16 protein-coding genes are annotated in these 16,619 nt (G+C 64.0%); 10 read left to right on the forward strand and 6 right to left on the reverse strand.

The window, feature by feature from the left end; all coding sequences use genetic code 11:
• Positions 1–275: 275 nt before the first annotated feature.
• Both L981_RS18805 and L981_RS18810 read left to right on the forward strand, forming a co-directional pair.
• Positions 276–1,331: an aldo/keto reductase gene (locus tag L981_RS18805; protein WP_043619603.1), complete on the forward strand. Its 1,056-nt coding sequence runs from the start codon at positions 276–278 to the stop codon at positions 1,329–1,331.
• A 196-nt stretch (positions 1,332–1,527) separates the two neighbouring features.
• Entirely contained in the window at positions 1,528–3,285 is a 1,758-nt protein-coding gene (locus tag L981_RS18810) for an adenylate/guanylate cyclase domain-containing protein (protein WP_043619605.1), read from the forward strand.
• A 226-nt stretch (positions 3,286–3,511) separates the two neighbouring features.
• Here L981_RS18810 and L981_RS18815 read toward each other — a convergent pair whose 3' ends face one another.
• The gene (locus L981_RS18815) at positions 3,512–4,135 is read right to left on the reverse strand and encodes a hypothetical protein (protein ID WP_043619607.1); all 624 of its coding nucleotides are present in this window, start codon (positions 4,133–4,135) and stop codon (positions 3,512–3,514) included.
• Positions 4,136–4,309: 174 nt separating this feature from the next.
• Between L981_RS18815 and L981_RS35595 the strand changes: the two genes are divergently transcribed.
• The 6 genes from L981_RS35595 (at position 4,310) to L981_RS18845 (ending at position 7,985) form a co-directional block, all read left to right on the forward strand.
• Positions 4,310–4,714, forward strand: a complete 405-nt coding sequence (locus L981_RS35595; RefSeq protein WP_043619609.1) for an antitoxin Xre-like helix-turn-helix domain-containing protein — start codon at positions 4,310–4,312, stop codon at positions 4,712–4,714.
• Positions 4,711–5,415: an RES family NAD+ phosphorylase gene (locus L981_RS18825; RefSeq protein ID WP_052201875.1), complete on the forward strand. Its 705-nt coding sequence runs from the start codon at positions 4,711–4,713 to the stop codon at positions 5,413–5,415. The genes L981_RS35595 and L981_RS18825 overlap by 4 nt, the downstream gene beginning before the upstream one ends.
• A gap of 433 nt (positions 5,416–5,848) precedes the next feature.
• Positions 5,849–6,289, forward strand: coding sequence for a GNAT family N-acetyltransferase (locus L981_RS18830; RefSeq protein ID WP_043619610.1), 441 nt, complete (start codon positions 5,849–5,851; stop codon positions 6,287–6,289).
• A gap of 116 nt (positions 6,290–6,405) precedes the next feature.
• Positions 6,406–6,567, forward strand: coding sequence for a GrpB family protein (locus tag L981_RS35145; RefSeq protein ID WP_197067162.1), 162 nt, complete (start codon positions 6,406–6,408; stop codon positions 6,565–6,567).
• Between the two features lie 72 nt (positions 6,568–6,639).
• Complete coding sequence (locus L981_RS18840) at positions 6,640–7,041, forward strand: GFA family protein (RefSeq protein WP_043619612.1); 402 nt, start codon at positions 6,640–6,642, stop codon at positions 7,039–7,041.
• 77 nt (positions 7,042–7,118) lie between these two features.
• Positions 7,119–7,985: a DUF3883 domain-containing protein gene (locus tag L981_RS18845; protein WP_245281662.1), complete on the forward strand. Its 867-nt coding sequence runs from the start codon at positions 7,119–7,121 to the stop codon at positions 7,983–7,985.
• A 50-nt stretch (positions 7,986–8,035) separates the two neighbouring features.
• On the opposite strand, the gene L981_RS18850 is transcribed toward L981_RS18845, so the two are convergent.
• Together L981_RS18850 and L981_RS18855 are read right to left on the reverse strand one after the other, a co-directional pair.
• Complete coding sequence (locus L981_RS18850; RefSeq protein ID WP_043619638.1) at positions 8,036–8,803, reverse strand: adenylate/guanylate cyclase domain-containing protein; 768 nt, start codon at positions 8,801–8,803, stop codon at positions 8,036–8,038.
• Between the two features lie 115 nt (positions 8,804–8,918).
• Positions 8,919–9,806, reverse strand: coding sequence for a LysR family transcriptional regulator (locus L981_RS18855; protein ID WP_043619613.1), 888 nt, complete (start codon positions 9,804–9,806; stop codon positions 8,919–8,921).
• A 125-nt stretch (positions 9,807–9,931) separates the two neighbouring features.
• Here L981_RS18855 and L981_RS18860 point away from each other — a divergent pair, with 125 nt between their 5' ends.
• Positions 9,932–10,276, forward strand: a complete 345-nt coding sequence (locus L981_RS18860; protein WP_043619615.1) for an antibiotic biosynthesis monooxygenase — start codon at positions 9,932–9,934, stop codon at positions 10,274–10,276.
• A gap of 63 nt (positions 10,277–10,339) precedes the next feature.
• On the opposite strand, the gene L981_RS18865 is transcribed toward L981_RS18860, so the two are convergent.
• A complete protein-coding gene (locus L981_RS18865) occupies positions 10,340–11,779 on the reverse strand; it encodes a DUF1254 domain-containing protein (RefSeq protein ID WP_043619617.1) in 1,440 nt (479 codons plus the stop codon).
• Between the two features lie 328 nt (positions 11,780–12,107).
• Between L981_RS18865 and L981_RS18870 the strand changes: the two genes are divergently transcribed.
• Positions 12,108–14,045, forward strand: coding sequence for a translation factor GTPase family protein (locus L981_RS18870; RefSeq protein ID WP_043619619.1), 1,938 nt, complete (start codon positions 12,108–12,110; stop codon positions 14,043–14,045).
• A gap of 123 nt (positions 14,046–14,168) precedes the next feature.
• Here the strand turns inward: L981_RS18870 and L981_RS18875 are convergent, their stop codons facing one another.
• Together L981_RS18875 and L981_RS18880 are read right to left on the reverse strand one after the other, a co-directional pair.
• On the reverse strand, positions 14,169–15,017 hold the full coding sequence (locus L981_RS18875; protein ID WP_043619621.1) for a hypothetical protein: 849 nt from the start codon (positions 15,015–15,017) through the stop codon (positions 14,169–14,171).
• A gap of 526 nt (positions 15,018–15,543) precedes the next feature.
• Positions 15,544–15,966: a YciI family protein gene (locus L981_RS18880; protein ID WP_043619622.1), complete on the reverse strand. Its 423-nt coding sequence runs from the start codon at positions 15,964–15,966 to the stop codon at positions 15,544–15,546.
• Between the last annotated feature and the right edge of the window lie 653 nt (positions 15,967–16,619).

Here is a 16,619-nt window from a genome sequence, read left to right on the forward strand (position 1 = left end):
AAGCCAGCCCTAAGAAACCGGAACCGAAAGAACCGCAACATCCGATTGCAGAGTGTTGCAGGTCTACACGCCGTGCCCGCGCACGGACGCCGCGCCCATGCGATCGCCCTTGATTGCCCTCGTGATCGCCCTTGTGGTCGCCACTCGCACGCGTCCCGTGACCCGCCTCCTGACCCGCCCCTTGGCCACCTCTTGACCGCCCCCATCGCCATCGGCTTTCATCGCGGGCCAAGGCTTCTCCTCCCGCTCCGCGCACCAGCAAAGGATCAGAGACCATGGAATACCGGCTGCTCGGCCGTTCCGGCCTGAAAATCTCTGTCATTACCATGGGCACGATGACCATCGGCGGCCGCGGCAAGTTCGCCGAGGTCGGCAATGTCGGCCTGAAGGAGGCGCGCCGCTATGTCGACCTCTGCCTCGATGCCGGCGTCAACCTGATCGACACCGCCGACATCTATTCGACCGGCGCCTGCGAGGAGATCATCGGCGAGGTGCTCGGCGGCAAGCGCAAGAACGGCGTGCTCGTCGCCACCAAGGCGCGCTTTGCAATGGGCCCCGGCCCCAACGACGGCGGGCTGTCGCGCCAGCACCTGATCGCCGCCTGCGAGGCGAGCCTGAAGCGGCTGAACACCGACGTCATCGACCTTTACCAGGTGCATGAATGGGACGGCCTCACACCGCTCGAAGAGACGATGGAGGCGCTCGACAGCCTCGTTCGCAGCGGCAAGGTCCGCTATATCGGCTGCTCCAACTATTCCGGCTGGCACATCATGAAGGCGCTCGGCGTCAGCGCGCTCGAAGGCCGCCAGCGCTTCGTCAGCCAGCAGATCCACTACACGCTCGAGGCGCGCGAGGCCGAATACGAGCTGATGCCGATCGCGATCGACCAGGGGCTCGGCGTGCTCGTCTGGAGCCCGCTCGCCGGCGGCCTGCTCTCCGGCAAGCACCGGCGGAACGAGACGCCCGAAGGCACCCGCCAGCTCGCCGGCTGGAAGGAACCGCCGATCCGCGACGAGGAGCGGCTGTGGAAGATCGTCGACATGCTCGTGGCCATCGCCGGCGAGCGCGGCGTGTCGCCGGCGCAGGTGGCGCTCGCCTGGCTGGTCGGCCGCAAGGGCGTGACATCCGTCATCATCGGCGGCCGCACAGAGGCCCAGTTCGCCGACAACCTGGCCGCCGCCGGCCTGAAGCTCTCCGATGAGGAACGCGAACTGCTCGACGCCGTCAGCCTGCCGCCGGTCATCTATCCCTACTGGCACCAGCTCTGGACCGCCAAGGACCGGCTCGGCGAAGCGGACCTGTCGCTGCTCGGGCCGTATGTAAGAGAATAGCGCCCGATCAGGCTCGCCAACGCTTCGTCGGCATCGTGGATGCAAGCCCCATCGAAGGCGGCACTCGTGAAGCGTCGCCATGGAACCGCCTGAGTGGTATCATGTGCGGGCACGGTCGCGGTGTCGGGCAGCCGGATGGTGCATCCCGTCAATCGCCTGGGCTTCATGCGGCGGATCTCCTGAGGGGGAGACAGCCATGGCACCTGCAAGAGCGGAGCGGCGGCTGGCCGCGATCCTGGCCGCTGATGTCGTCGGCTATTCCCGCCTCGTCGAACAGGACGAGGCCGGGACGTTGTCGGCTCTCAAGGCTCTGCGCCGGGAGCTGATCGACCCGCTGCTCGCCGAGCACCAGGGCCGCATCGTCAAGCTGATGGGCGACGGCGCGCTCGTCGAATTCGGCTCGGTCGTCGATGCCGTCGCCTGCGCGGTCGCTATCCAGAAACGCGTTGCCGAGGACCAGGCCGGTATCCCCGCGGAGAGGCGCATCGTCTTCCGGATCGGCGTCAACCTCGCGGATGTGATCCACGAGGTCGACGGCGATCTCTACGGCGATGGCGTCAACATCGCCGCCCGCCTGCAGTCCGTGGCGGATCCCGGCGGCATTTGCATTTCCGGCACGGCCTACGATCACCTCCAGGGCAAGCTTGACTGCGACTACGAGTATCTCGGTGAACGCGCGCTCAAGAACATGGACCGCCCGGTGCGGCTGTATCGCCCCCTACTGGAAGGAGCGGCCGCACGGGCGCCGCCGCCGAGGCCCGCCCTTCCTGATCGGCCGTCCATCGCCGTGCTGCCGTTCAGCGCCATGAGCGCCGATCCGGAGCAGGACTTCTTCAGCGATGGGCTGACCGAGGACATCACGACAGCGCTCTCCAAGCTCAAGGGCTTCTTCGTGATCGCCCGCAACACGATGTTCACCTACAAGGGAAAGCCGGTGGACGTGCGCGCCGTCGGGCGCGAACTCGGCATCCGCTATGTTCTCGAGGGGAGTGTGCGCAAGTCCGGCAACCGGATGCGGGTGAGCGCGCAGCTCATCGATGCCGCCTCCGAAGTCCATCTCTGGGCCGAGAGATACGACGGCGACCTCGGCGACATCTTCGCCATCCAGGACGAAATCACCGCAAGCGTCGTCGGCCGCATCGGCCCGGAACTGCTGGCGGCAGAGCATGCCCGCGAAAGCCCCAAACCGCATCATGGCCTCGATGCCTGGGAATGTGTCGTGCGGGCGGTGTTCCTGTGTTCGCAACTGTCCGAGGAGAGCAGCGGGAAGATGCTGCCGCTCCTCGACCGGGCCATCACGCTGGCTCCCGGCTATGCCCAGGCGCTGGCCATGAAAGGCTGGATTACCATGTGGCGCGCCTTCCAGGGGTGGGAGGACATGGGCTACGCGCTCTCCCTTGGCAGGGACCTCGTCCAGCAGGCCATTGCCGCTGACGACAAGGAGCCGTGGACCTACCTTGCGCAGGCGATGATCGCCTTTGCAACGCGTGACAATGCGTTGGCGATGGCAGCGATCAGCCAGGCTGTCGCGATCAACCCCAACTCCGCCTTTGCCCACGGCCAGCTGGGCCTTGCGCATGCCAATGGAGGCCGCGCAGCCGACGCCATTCCTTGCATCGACTACGCCCTCAGGCTGAGCCCGCGCGAAGCCTTTCTCGGCGACTTTCAGTTTTACTACGCCATGGCGCATTTCCAGGGTGCGAATTACGAACGTGGACTGCACTACGCGCGGGAGGCGCATCGCTTGCGCTCCGGCCACGTGGTTCCGCTCATCATCGGCACGGCCTGCGCCGGGCTTCTCGACAACCGGGAGGCTGCCGCGGACCTGCTCGCACGGTTGAAGTCACTCGTTCCCGACATCTCCCGCAATGCGGTCGCGGTAACCTCGTCTTTCGTCCGCGCCGAGGACCGGGCGCGCCTGGTCGAGGGACTGGCCCGCGCCGGCCTGAACTGACCGGTTGACCGCAACAACCGGTGGCGGCGTTTGCTGCCGAATGCCGTGCTTCTTTCCAAGTCTTCGGGTTCCCCTTCATCCGCACGGCTAAGGGTTGCCCCCTCATCCGACCTGCCGGCCACCTCGGGACAAGAACTCAAGCGGCAAGAGCCACCAGGACGCCGTCCCTCAGAGGCATGGGACAAAGACACCGGCCAGACACGGACAGCGGCGAACCGAGGGCGCCCTACTTCACGGCAAAGCAGTAGAACAGCCCCTCGCCGCCGGTGCCCTTGAAGGCCTCGACCGTGCAGCCGCCGCGCGTCGCGTGCGACGAGTTCCAGGATTTTGCCTCGGCGGAATCGTTCAATCCGGTGCGGTCGCTGTGGCCGACGATCGCCGAACCGTCGGCGCCACCCATCGTCCAGTTGCCGCAGGTCTCGGTCGCCGCGGTGCCGTCGGCCTTCGAGCCCGTCAGGATATCGTGGCGGTTGGGCGTGTCGCCGCGCCCGTTGATCACTTCGCCCTTTTCGTTGAGCGCCGTCTGCTTGGTCAGGTTGTTGCTGTCGCTGTGAAGCGATGCGACGTCATCGGCGATCTTCTCGCCCTTGGCGTTGTACCACGGCCCTGTGCCAATCCGGTCCTTGGCGTTCTCCGCATCCGTGGAAAGATAGGCTTTCCAGCTCTTGCCCGTCGACCCCGCCGCCTTGGCCAGTGTGTCGCAATAGGCATCCGCCCCTTGCAGGCCGCCGAGGTCACCGCCTTTTCCGGGGTTGGCGCTGGTGACGAAGAAGCTCATGCTGGTGTCCTGCGCATAGGCGGAGCCGGAACAGGCGAGTGCGAATGCGATTGCTGCAAGTGCGCGCTTCATGACTCTCTCTCCCATCAACTGTGCCCGAAAGCCTAGCGATCGCCTTCCAGGGAGTAAAATCGAATTGCCGTGATGGCAGATCCCAAGCCAGCAACCGGCTCAACCCTTGACTTTCTCGCGCTCACGATCAATTTATATCATATGATACAAACGGTCACCGCATAGGAGACATTCATGGCCCTCGCACAACCGGCTTTCGCGCCCGACCGACAAGCTGCCCGGCAGGAAGAGGCTGTCATCGTCAAGGCGGTGGTGAAGGCCTGCGACCTCTGGAACCTCACCAACCGGGAGGCGGCCCAGCTCTTCGACGTGCCGATCGCCACCTGGAACCGCATGAAGGCAGGCGACTTCAAGGGCAAGCTCGACCAGGACAAGAAGATGCGCGCAAGCCTGATCGTCGGCATCTTCAAGGGCCTGCGGCTGTTCTTCAACGGGCCGCTCACCTATCAATGGCCGAAGGCGGTCAACACCGGCCCGCTGTTTTCCGGCCGCTCGCCGGTCGACTTGATGATCGAGGGCGGCATTCCCGTGATGATGAAGGTCAGGCGCTATCTCGACGGGTTGCGCGGCGGCCTATGATCGCCCAAGCGCCCATTCCGGAAATCAACTTCAACGAGCCGGCAACCGTCCGGCTGATCTCGACCGCGTATATCGACGAGCCCGCGGTCAAGCCGCTCGCCGACGGTGACGACGAGATCGAGATCCTCAACCGGCTGGAGGCGATGACCTCGGCGCGGCTGAGCCCGCTCGCCTTGCCCGTCGGCGTCGATCCGGCCGAACTCCTGAACGAGACCTTCGGCTACGGCTGGTCGCTGATCAATGCCGCCTTCTGCCATGCCCGCCCGCCGGGCAACCGCTTCAACGGCGAGGAACGCGGCGCCTGGTACTGCGCCTTCGGCCCGCGCGCGCTTCAGACCTGCCAGGCGGAAATCGTCTATCACCGCACCCGGGCGCTCAGCGAAGCCGGCAGCTTCCACGATATCGCCCGCTACCGCGAGCTGATCGCCGGCTTCACCTGCCGCTTCCATGACGTGCGCGGCGAAAAGGACGCCGCCTATCTCTCGCCCGACACCGCCGTCGCCTACCCCGCCGGCCAGGCGCTTGCCGCCACCATTCTTGCCGAAGGCGGCAACGGCCTGATCTATCCGTCGGCGCGCGACCCTGAGGGCGAGTGCCTCGCCGTCTTCCGCCCCTCCGTCATCCAGAACGTCCGCCAGGGCCGCACCATCACCCTGGAATGGACGGGCAAGGCCGAGCCGAAGATCGTGGAAGAGACCTGAGCGGCCGACAGGACGGCCGATCCTTTCTTGCCATCGCAATGTTGCGGTAATGCGCCCGTTGGAGAAGGGCTCGCTTTCCGGATTTCGGCGCCTGTAGCGGCCGGGCCGGTACGGCAGAAACTGAAAACGTATAATCAAGTTGTTATTGACGCTTAGCCAAGCTGGACGCGTGTCCCCGTGCCTCCGGTTCCTTGCCCCCAACTCCCTCGCCCGTTGACCGGGAGAGGGAACGGCAGCGGCCCGGCTCCGCCTACCCTTTGGTTTCCCTGCCCGCCCCGCAGAGGAAACCGCTCGCGCCCCCCGGCGCAGGATGTGGACGCCGAGCATGCTGCAAGGTCCCTTCTCCCCGCTCGCCCCGCGGGGAGAAGGCGACCGCAGACGGGATCGAACAGAGACCACCGCGCAAGGCCAAAGCGTCGACCACGAGGACCGAATGACGATTACACTCCTGCCCGTCGATACCGTCGATGCCGATGTCATCCGAAGGCTCGACGTTCACGAAAACCAGATGGATTTCATCGCCAGCAACGACGAATCTCTCGAAGAACTCGCCGAACGCCCCGAATGCGTCGGCTTTGCCGTGATGGCCGAAGGCGCGCCGGTGGGCTTCGCCATGTATGCGCTCGACCCCGATGACGGCAACCACTGGATCTACCGGCTGATGATCGACGCCGGCCACCAGGGCAAGGGCTATGGCGCCCAGGCGCTCGCGGCCCTCCTCGAACACATGGCCACGATCCCCGAATGCGGCGACATCTATCTCGGCGTCTACCCGCAAAACGCCCGCGCCCACGCCCTCTACCACCGCTTCGGCTTCCGCGAGACCGGCATGGTGCTTGGCGAAGAAAAGGTCATGCGGCTCGACCGCAACTAGGCAGCGCGATCCGGCACGGACCTTTCGCAGGACCACCACTTCTACCGGCGCGACGTCAACGGCGTTCGAACCCACAAGGTCCATGTCTGCCGATCAGGACATTGGCAGATGCAAGAATGCTGCGCTTTCGCGATCTCCTTCGGCAGGATCCGGATCTCTGTGCCCGTTATCAAGCGTTGAAGCTGCATCTGGAAGCCACGAACCAGCGTGGCATCGGCGAGTATCTCGCCTTGAAGGCGCCCTTCATCGACGCTGCCTTGGCGCTCGAGCAAGGTTGACGTCCGGCACCGATTGCGGACGCCCCGCCAACGGGGCACTATGCCGCCTCAAAACAACAGCAGGAGCGGCCCATGCTCGACGGCTCATGCCATTGCGGCAACGGAAAGTGGACATTGAGGGGCGATCCCGGCCCGATCACCGCCTGCAACTGCACGCTCTGCCACCGCTACGGCACGCTCTGGGCCTATGATTACGAAGGCGAGCGCATCGCGGTCAGCGGCGATCTCCGCGCGTACACGCGGGCTGACGAGAAGGACCCGACGCTCGAAATCCTCTTCTGCCCGACCTGCGCCGGCGTCGTCGCCTGGCGCAGCCTCACGCTCGACCCACGGGGCCGCCGACGCATCGCCGTCAACGTCAGGCTGGCCGCGCTGGAGCAGGTCGCCCATCTCCCGATCGACCATTTCGACGGCTTCGACACGTTCGAGGACCTGGCACCGGACGGCCGCTGCGTGCGCGACATGTGGGCGTAGCCAAGTCCAGCCGTGGATTGAAGCGCCCGATTTCGGGGGATGAAGGCGAAGAACAAGGCGCAATGTGATTTCTTCGGATGACAGGCAGAAGCGCGCTGCATAGCCTGGCGCGCATGAGCGTAAACGATTGGACAGAAACGGAAAATGACGCGATCGTCGCGTCCTATTTTTCCATGCTCAGCGCCGAGCTTTCTGGTCGCCCCTACAACAAGGCCCTGCAAAACCGCGTTCTGCAGGGCGCGCTTGGAAGAACTCGCGGTTCGATCGAATTCAAACATTGCAACATTTCGGCAGCCGCAAAGGGTTTTGGCCTTCCCATTCTCAGCGGTTATCAGCCGAGGTTCAATTTCCAGATGTCGTTGGCCGAAGCGATATCGCGATGGCTAGCCCGCCACCCGCAATGGGATAGCCTCCTTGGCGCTGATCTGGCGTCCGCCATGGCGGAGCCGCCCGCACTCTTTATTGGCGTCGCACCCACTCTGCACAATGCGCCACCACCCACCGAATTGACGCAAATGCAGGCCGTTGCCCGGCGTTTCGACGTGGCTGGACGAGACGAACGCAATCGCGCCCTTGGCCGCGCTGGAGAAGAGCGCGTCCTCCTTCATGAACGCATCCAGCTACGACAAAGTGGTCGCCAGGATTTGGCCGGCGAGGTTCGGTGGGTGGCGCAGGAAGACGGCGATGGCGCGGGTTATGACATCGCAAGCTTCACGCCGGACGGGCGCGTGCGCTTGATCGAGGTAAAGACCACCAACGGCTGGGAAAGAACGCCATTCCATATCTCCCGCAACGAACTTGAGGTAGCCGAGAGACGACGCGAGGAATGGTGCCTGGTCCGCCTCTATGATTTCTCACGCCATCCAAGGGCTTTCGAGTTACGCGCGCCTCTCGACGCGCATGTCTCCCTGATCGCAACCAGCTATCAGGCAAACTTCCACTGACGAAGCCTTAGCGCACCGGTTGGACAGATCAGCGGTGGCTTCGCGGCCGGTCAATGCGTCGCCAGCACCTTCGCCTCCACCGGCTGGTCGATGCCCTTCAGAACCAGCAGCCGGGTGCTGGCGCCCGCCGTCAGCGTTGCCGCCTCGAAAGCCGTTTCCGGGGAGATCAGAATTTCCCCGGCTTCGGCCTGGGATTCGAGCCTTGCGGCCAGGTTGACCGTGCCGCCGATCGCGGTGAAATCGCTGCGGAACGTCGAGAACTCGCCAATCTCGACCTCGCCTGTGTGAATGCCGACGCCCACGCCGAGCGGGCGTTCGCCGAGACCGTCGAGGTCGAGGCGGCCGAGCGCATCGGCGCAATGCCGCTGGATGTCGCGTGCGGCCAGGATCGCCGCCTGCGCATGGTCTTTCCGGATGATCGGAAAGTTGAAGATCGCCATCAGCCCGTCGCCCATCTGCTTGTTGACGATGCCGTCATGCGCCCAGATGGCTTCAGCGCAACGATCCTGAAACAGGCTGACGATCTGGCTCAACCGCACCCGCTCGATCCGCTCCGAAAGGTGGGTGAAACCGCGGATGTCGGCAAAGAGGATGGTGGCGCTTGCCGCGACGTGACTCTGCTTCTTCACGTAACGGAAGGAGCGCTCGCAGATCGTGCAGATGTTCGGGTTCATCTTGCTGCGGGTGATGCCGAAGGCGCGGAACGGCAGCGCCAGGGGCCCGCGGATCGGGATCGGCACATGCATCTGGTCCCAGCATCCCCGGCAGATGCGGGCATCGTGGCTGGCAGCTGGCTGAATGGAAGAGGCGTCTGTCATGGTGCGCATCTGCTCCGGCTCGCAAGACCCGATGGCGTCAGCGAAGCTTCTGACATTTGGAGCACTTTAGCAACGGCTGGATCAACGACGGGGAACGTTCCGCGCCGCCCGACCGTCACCCGGCAAAGAGGTTCGCCGCCATGAAATCGACGAAGGCGCGCACCTTGGGCGAGAGATAGCGATTGGTCGGCCACAGCACGCGGAATGTGCCGGTTTCGCGAAGATAGTCCTCCAGCAGCGAGACCAGCTTGCCTTCCGCCAGTTCCGCCGACACCGCAAAGGGCGGCAGGCAGGTGATGCCGAAGGCGCGCTCCGCAAGAAAGATCAGCGGGTCGAGCGTGCTTGCAACCGTCGTTACAGGTAGATCGAGCTTCACCTCTCGCCCGTCACGATGAAGCGGCCAGGGTTCGAGGCGGCCGGAATTGGCATAACGATGATGCAGGCAGCGATGCCCAAGCAGATCCTCCGGCACCTCCGGCCGGCCATGCGCGCCAAGATACTCCGGCGAAGCGACGATCCGGTGCCGGAAGGTCCCGAGCTTGCGGCTCATCAGGCGCGTGTCCTTGACGTCGCCGGTGCGGATGACCGCGTCAAAACCCTCCTCGATCACATCGACCAGCCGGTCGGTGAAATCGAGGTCGAGATTGATCAGCGGATAGGCGCGCATGAAGTCCGAAATGGTCGGCATCAGCAGCATGCCGGCGAGCGGCAGGCTGACGCGCAGCTGCCCGCGCGGCGTCGCATGCGAGCGCGACAGTTGCGCCTGCGCGGTCTCGAACTCGGACTGGATGCGGCGGCAGGTGTCGAGAAAGAAGCTGCCGTCCTCGGTCAGCGCCATGCTTCTCGTCGACCGGTTGAACAGGCGCACGCCCATCTCGTCTTCGAGCCGTGCGATCGCCTTGCCGACGGCCGAGCCCGAAAGCCCGAGGCGATGGCCGGCGGCCACGAAACTGCCGGCCTCTGCCACCTGAATGAAAATGCTGAGCGTTCCGAGCTTGTCCATCGCGCGCCGATTGCGGAATTATTTTCCGAAGTGATGAGAATACGCGCTCATTTATCCGCTATTTCTCTGCCGATATCCAGATGCCGTCGCGGCCGATGCGCCGCGACGTTCAAATGGAGAGAAGCATGACAACGATCCCTAGCCCCACATTCTCGGCATCCCCCGCTCCGACGACCTTCGTCGTCAACGTCATTCACGCCCATCCCGGCAAGCAGGAAGAAGCCTTCGCCGTCATCCAGGACGTCGTGCATTACGTTGCCGAACGGAAGGAAGGTTTTCTCTGGAGCACGCTGTCGAAGAGCACGGACGGTGAGACCGTCGTCAATGTCGAGGCGATACAGGGCACCGGAAATGTCGACGAGTTCTTCTCCGATCCGGTGTTCGCGGAGAAGTTCTGCAAGCTGGACGAGGTCTCGCGCAGCGAGTTTCACATCTATACGGTCGGCGATCTCGTGCTGCCGAAGCGCTGAGCCGCAGCCTGATCGCGACGCCCTGCGCCTTCACGCGAAGACGCAGGGACGCTTTCGCCTTTGTCATCCCGCCTTTTTCACCGGCGGGATGAGCCACGAGCCGTCGAGAATGGAAGGCGGACTGTCGTCCGGCCAATAGAGCCGCATCATCAGGATGAACTTGTCCTTCGGAGCCGGCAACCAGTTGTTTTCCTTGTCCTTTCCGGGCGATTCATTCTGGATGTAGATCTCCGTCGATCCGTCGGCATTGGCCTTGGGGCTGACGCGGGCGCTGATCGAATAGCGGTTGAGCGGATTGTCGACGAAGAAATAGTTCTCGTCGTACATGGTGATCGACCAGAAGCCGCGCACCGGCGGCAATTGCCCCTTGGGGAAGGTGACGACGTATTTGTTGGAGCCGTGATAGGCGCGGGAAACCAGGCCGTCCCTGGACTTCAGCGACGTCGGATAGATCGCATCCTGCGGACGGTTGGCGCCAAGCCCGATCGCCGTGATCAGCGCCCGCTGCAGGTAGTTGGTGCCGTAGATGCCGGTCTTGGTGGTAAAGCCCCAGCCGTTGATGTTCTGGATGTCGCCATCGCTGAACTTGAAATGCAGCATGGTGCGGTGGAACGCCATGGGAGGAATGCGCGAGACGAAGGCGACGTCGAGCTTGCTCTTGTCGAAATCCTGGCCCGGTACGATGCCGATCTCGGCAAACTTGGCGACCGCTTCGCCATCGGCCGCCGTCGGCGGATTGGTCTTCATCAACTCGCAAAGAAGCGTGAAATATTCGACCGCATCCATGCGGTTGACCTGCTCGCGCACCGCCGTCTTCATGTCGATCGCCGGATCGACCTTGCCGGCGGGCGGCGTCCAGTCCTTGCCATAGGCGCTGAGCGGGCAGAGCTTGCATTCGTCCTGCAGCTTATGCACCGCCGCATAGTCCTCCGGCGTGCCATCGCAATAGATGCGCCCGAGGATCCAGACGATGCCGGTTGAGGATTTGTATTCGGTCACGCCGTCGGGAAGGCTTCCCTGCCAGCCCGGCCCGGTAATGGCATAGGCCTGCGCCCCGCCGCCGGTCGTGCGCTTGCCCGGCACCTGAAACACCGTCGTCCAGCCGTCGAGCATCGGAAACAGGAAGAAGCGATCCTTCATGTCGGGGATCGACAGCACCCACGGTTCCTTACCGACGTCGACGAAGGCTGTCGTGTACAGCGTATCGGCATTCGGCGCGGTGACATCCTTGAAGGATGCGTTCGGATATTCACGCAGCTTGATGACGTGGCCCATCGGCCCCTTGCTGCCTTCGGGCTTGGCCACATTGGTCACCACCCGGCGGGTCATTTCCGTCGTCACCAGTGGGTAGCCGTAGATATAGGCTTCCACCGCCAGCCAGAAATCATCGGCAGCCTCGACCGGATCGAAAAGCGGCGATTCCAGCGCGTTCGCAGGTAAGAACGATGCTGATGCAAGCAGGCCGGCGCCGCCCAAAGCGACGGCGCGACGGGTCATATCCATGTTTGCCTCCCCTTTTTCTTTGGCGGAAGGAAGTTAGCATATACTAATAAGTACGACCAGACATTGTGTTCGCCCGGATCTCGCGTGCGCCCTTGAAGGGGGAGCATCGCGATTTTCGATGGCTCCGGCCACAGCCAGCAAATCTGCAACACCAATTCAGAGTTATCCGGCGGCGCTTGACGCCCTTCACGTGGCGTCCTTAGATTTCACGAGCACCCTCGCCTGCCGTGGGTTGCGCGATCCGCAAGAAGCTCAAGTCTGGAGGCCCCGATGCGCCGAGTCACTTCTCAAGAAACCCAGATCCGAATTTTTGAGAAGCTGATGGGATATGCGCACATTGAATCTGGGCATCCTCGCCCACGTGGATGCAGGCAAGACTAGCCTTACGGAACGACTGCTTTTTGACACCGGCGCGATCGACAAGCTCGGCAGCGTCGACAGCGGCAATACCCAGACCGACAGCCTGGAACTCGAGCGGCAGCGAGGCATCACCATCGCCGCCTCCGTCGTGTCGTTCAGGCTTGGCGATCTGGTCGTCAACCTCATCGACACCCCCGGGCATCCGGACTTCATCGCCGAGGTCGAGCGGGTGCTGCAATCGCTCGATGCCGCCGTCGTGGTCGTCTCGGCCGTGGAAGGCGTGCAGGCGCAGACCCGCGTGCTGGTGCGGGCGCTACGCCGTCTCGGCGTCCCCTTCCTGTTCTTCGTTAACAAGATCGATCGTCTGGGCGCGCGTCCCGCCGAGGTCGTCGAAGAGATCGCCGGCCAACTCTCGGTCCGCCCCGTCATCATGTCGGCGGCGGTCGGGGCCGGCAGCCGGCAGGCGAGAACCGTGCCAGTCGACCTTGCGCAGGAGCCGCATTTCTCGGCGCTTTCGGAGGCGCTTGCCGCCAACGATGAGGCCTTGCTCGACGACTATGTGCTGGCGCCTCAGCGCCTGACTGTCGAACGGTTGAAGAAGGCTTTGGCGACACAGCTTGCCGCCGGCCTTCTGCACCCGGTCTATTGCGGCATCGCCATGACCGGCGTCGGCGTGCCGGACCTGATCGCCGCGATCGAGACGCTGTTGCCGGCGAAAGCGCCCGCCCCTGATGCGCCGGTCGAAGGGCGGATCTTCAAGATCGAGCGCGGCTGGGGCGGTGAAAAACTCGCCTTTCTCAACCTGACCTCGGGCACCGTCGCCACGCGCGACTATCTCGCTTTGCCCGGCGGCGCGGCAAAGGTCACCAGCATCCAGCTCTTCGACCAGGGCCACCTGCAGAAGGTCGAGCAGGTGACAGCCGGCCGCATCGCCAAGATCGGCGGGCTTGCCCAAGCCCGCATCGGCGATTGGGTCGGCGTCGGCGGCGGTGCTGCCGGGGCGTTTCACTTCGCGCCGCCGACGCTCGAAACCCTGGTGCGGCCGGTGCGCCCGTCGGACAACACGGCGCTCTGGCTTGCGCTCCAGCAACTGGCTGAACAGGACCCGTTCATCAACCTGCGCTGCAGCGACGACGCCAGCGAGATGTTCGTTTCGCTCTATGGCGAGGTGCAGAAGGAGGTGATCGAGGCGACCCTGTCTGCCGATTTCGGCCTCGCCGCGCAGTTCGAGGAAAGCACGGTCATCTGTGTCGAAAGGCCCGTCGGTACCGGCACCGGCATCGAGATCATCTTCCGCGAACCGAACCCGTTTCTCGCAACCGTCGGCCTCAGGATCGAACCGCGGCCGCCGGCAGCTGGGAACAGTTTTGCCCTGGAGGTGGATGTCGGGCAGATGCCCGCGAGCTTTTACCGGGCGGTCGAAGAGGCTGTCGCCGAGACGCTGAAGGCGGGTGTCTTCGGCTGGCAGGTGATCGATTGCCACGTCGCCATGACGGCGGCGCGCCAGACATCGCCGGCGAGCACCGCCGTCGATTTTCGCCGGCTGACGCCGCTGGTGCTCGCCGAGGCATTGTCTTCGGCCAGCACGGTCGTCTGCGAGCCGATCGACAGCTTCCGCCTCGAAGCGCCCGCATCCGTGCTCACCGCCATCCACACGCTGCTTGCGAAATCAGGCGCATCGACGACGGATGCGGTGATGGAGGGTGGCGTTGCCCGGCTCAAGGGGACGATGGCATCGGCCAACGTCCAGGGTGTCCAGCGGCAGTTGCCGGGGCTTACCAGCGGCGCAGGCGTGCTTGAAAGCGCGTTCGATCATTACGCCCCGATCGCAGGCACACAACCCGCCCGGCCCCGGCTGGGTGCGAACCCGTTCGATCGGGCTAATTATCTGAGGAGCCTGCGATGACATAAGAACACCGCGCGCCTTGTCAGACGCGCGGTGCCACCATGCTCTTGCCTGATGATTGTCCCTGGCCGGCGGCGGCGCAAAATGTCGCCGCCCCCCAGACCGATCAGAACGCCAAGCCGATCAGAACGCCAGGCGATTGCTGGACCAGACCGGGCCGAGGCGCTCTTCTTCCTTGAGCGTCGTCGAACCGTAGGAGAAGCGAAGGCCACCGAAGAGGGTGCTGGTGTCGCCGGAAACCGAGGCGCTCAGCCCCGACAGTTCCTCATTGGTGTATTTGTAGCCGGCAAAGAGCGTGACCGGGAAGGCGTCCAGCCGGTAGTTGGCCGTCAGCTTCACGCTGCGCAGGTCGTAGTCCAGGTCGTTTTCGCTGATGCGATGTAGCGAGCCGTCGACGTCGAAGCGCAGGTTGTCGGTCGCGTAGATGCGGGCGCCGAGCGAGCCCATGTAATGGTCGGCGTCGATGTCGTCGAAGTCTTCGACGCTCGCCTGGCCGTAGCCGAGCGCGCCGTGCAGCGTCCAGGTATCGAGGAAATAAGCCGCCTCGACACCACCCATGTAGTCGTTGAGGTCGACGCCGATACCCGGGTCGAGCCGTGCGCCCTGCACGAAGACGCCGGCCGCAAAGAGATCGTTGCGGTAGTAGCCGTGCAGCGCACCGTCATAGCTGTTGGTGTCGATATCCTCGAAGGAGGCGCGCGTGTAGCCGAGATCGACCTGCAGGTTCATGCCGGCGCCGGCGTCGAAGTTCACCGCGCCGCGCAGGTCCCATGCATCCGCATCGATATCGCCGGGCGAGTCCACGGCAGCGCCATAGGACGTCTCGACATAGCCGACGATGCCGCCCGACGCCTGCTCCACCGGCACCTCATAGGCGTCCTGCGGCCCCACCAGCGGACCGTCGATATCGGCAGCCGCCGCAATCGAAACACTTGAAAGAAGAAAAACGACGAAACTGCTCGTCCTGACCATTGCCCCACTCCGGTTCAAACCCCGCAAATAAGGTAAACGAACACGGTTAATACAATCTCTACGGGAAGTAGATCAGACCTTCAGCCAACGTCGACACGATCCGGACATTGCGGCAGCCGTTCATCCCGCGGACGGCCTTCGTCCCACTCGCCGCGCAGCACCTTGTCACCGCGCAACACCAGCGGCCGCCCCCGTCCCGCGGTAAGGACTTACTCCTCATCCGCCCGGTGACGACTGCCCCTCATCCGCCCGGTGAGGGCTTGCCCCTCATCCCGCCCGCCGGCCACCTTCTCCCCGCTTGGCGGAGTGAAGGACATGCGTGGCACTCACTCCCTCGGCGACAAGCACCGCAATCCGGCCCCACCCCCGACCAGACACATTTGACCGTAACGGCGCCGCGTTCGAAATCACCGAGAACCGGGCTCGTCCCCTCTCCCCGCCTGCGGGGTGAGGGGCAAGCAGGGTTGGCACTCGGGTTAAACCTGAGGAGATGGGCAAGACCACTCCAAGGTTCGGCTAAGTGCCCTTACTGGTTGGCGATCTTCTCGCGCAGTTGCTCGTCCCGGGCGGCGATCTCCGGCGTCACCAGGTCGCCGAAATCTTCCATCTCGAAGACCGGGCGGATTTCGATTTCGCTCGGACCCGGCATCGGGTTAGGGCAGCGCTTCACCCAGGCGATCGCCTCGGCCATGTCCTTGACGGTCCAGATCCAGAAGCCGGCGACCAGTTCCTTGGTCTCGGCGAAGGGACCGTCAATGACCATGCGGTCGGCCCCGTCGAAGGCGACGCGAGCGCCGCGCGATGAGGGCTGCAGCCCCTCGCCCGCCTGCATGATGCCGGCATTGACCAGTTCCTCGTTGTACTTGCCCATGGCTTCCAAGAGCTCGGTCGAGGGCATGTTGCCCGCTTCGCTGTCTTCGGTCGCCTTTACAAAAACCACTACGCGCATTGTCCATTCTCCTCTGTCACGCCAGTCCCGGTCCTCGTGACCTCAGGGGGTGCCGGCGTGGTGAAACCCAGATAGGTAGAGCAGGCTGCGGGCGAAAGACCCGCGCGGATTTTTTTCCTATCCCGCTCCGGTGGAGGAAGCCAGATTGCCTCCCTGCCTAAATGACGAACGGGAAATCACGGTGCCGACAGCGGTGTCGAAATTTTCCCAAAAAAGTTTGGCGCGGGGGAAGCGAAGAGAAAAGCGCTGTTCGACGAGACCATCGCCGCCGATCCGAATGTGTCCCATTGGCTCAAGCCCCACCCCCTCCACCCTCATCCGGCGGTTGGGCACGAGGCCGCCCCCTTCCACCCTCATCTGGCGGCTTGGCACGACGCCAGCCGCACCCACCCTCATCTCTGTGCCCGTCACAGAAATCCAGCAGCCGTGTGTCGGCACGGCGGGAAATGCAGTCCTGGCACGTGAACGTCCGGCCTGGTGGGAAAAGTCCCTCGCGCCGCCGACGCGACGCGGCTGGATTCCTGTGACAGGCACAGGAATGAGGGGGCGATGTTGGCGCCAGTATTTGTCCATGCTTTTGCCGGCGGCTTGGCACGAGGCCAGCCCAACCCACCCTCATCTCTGTGCTCGTCACAGAGATCCAGCAGCCGTGC

This window comes from Ensifer sp. ZNC0028, from assembly GCF_000799055.1.
GTDB lineage: Bacteria > Pseudomonadota > Alphaproteobacteria > Rhizobiales > Rhizobiaceae > Ensifer.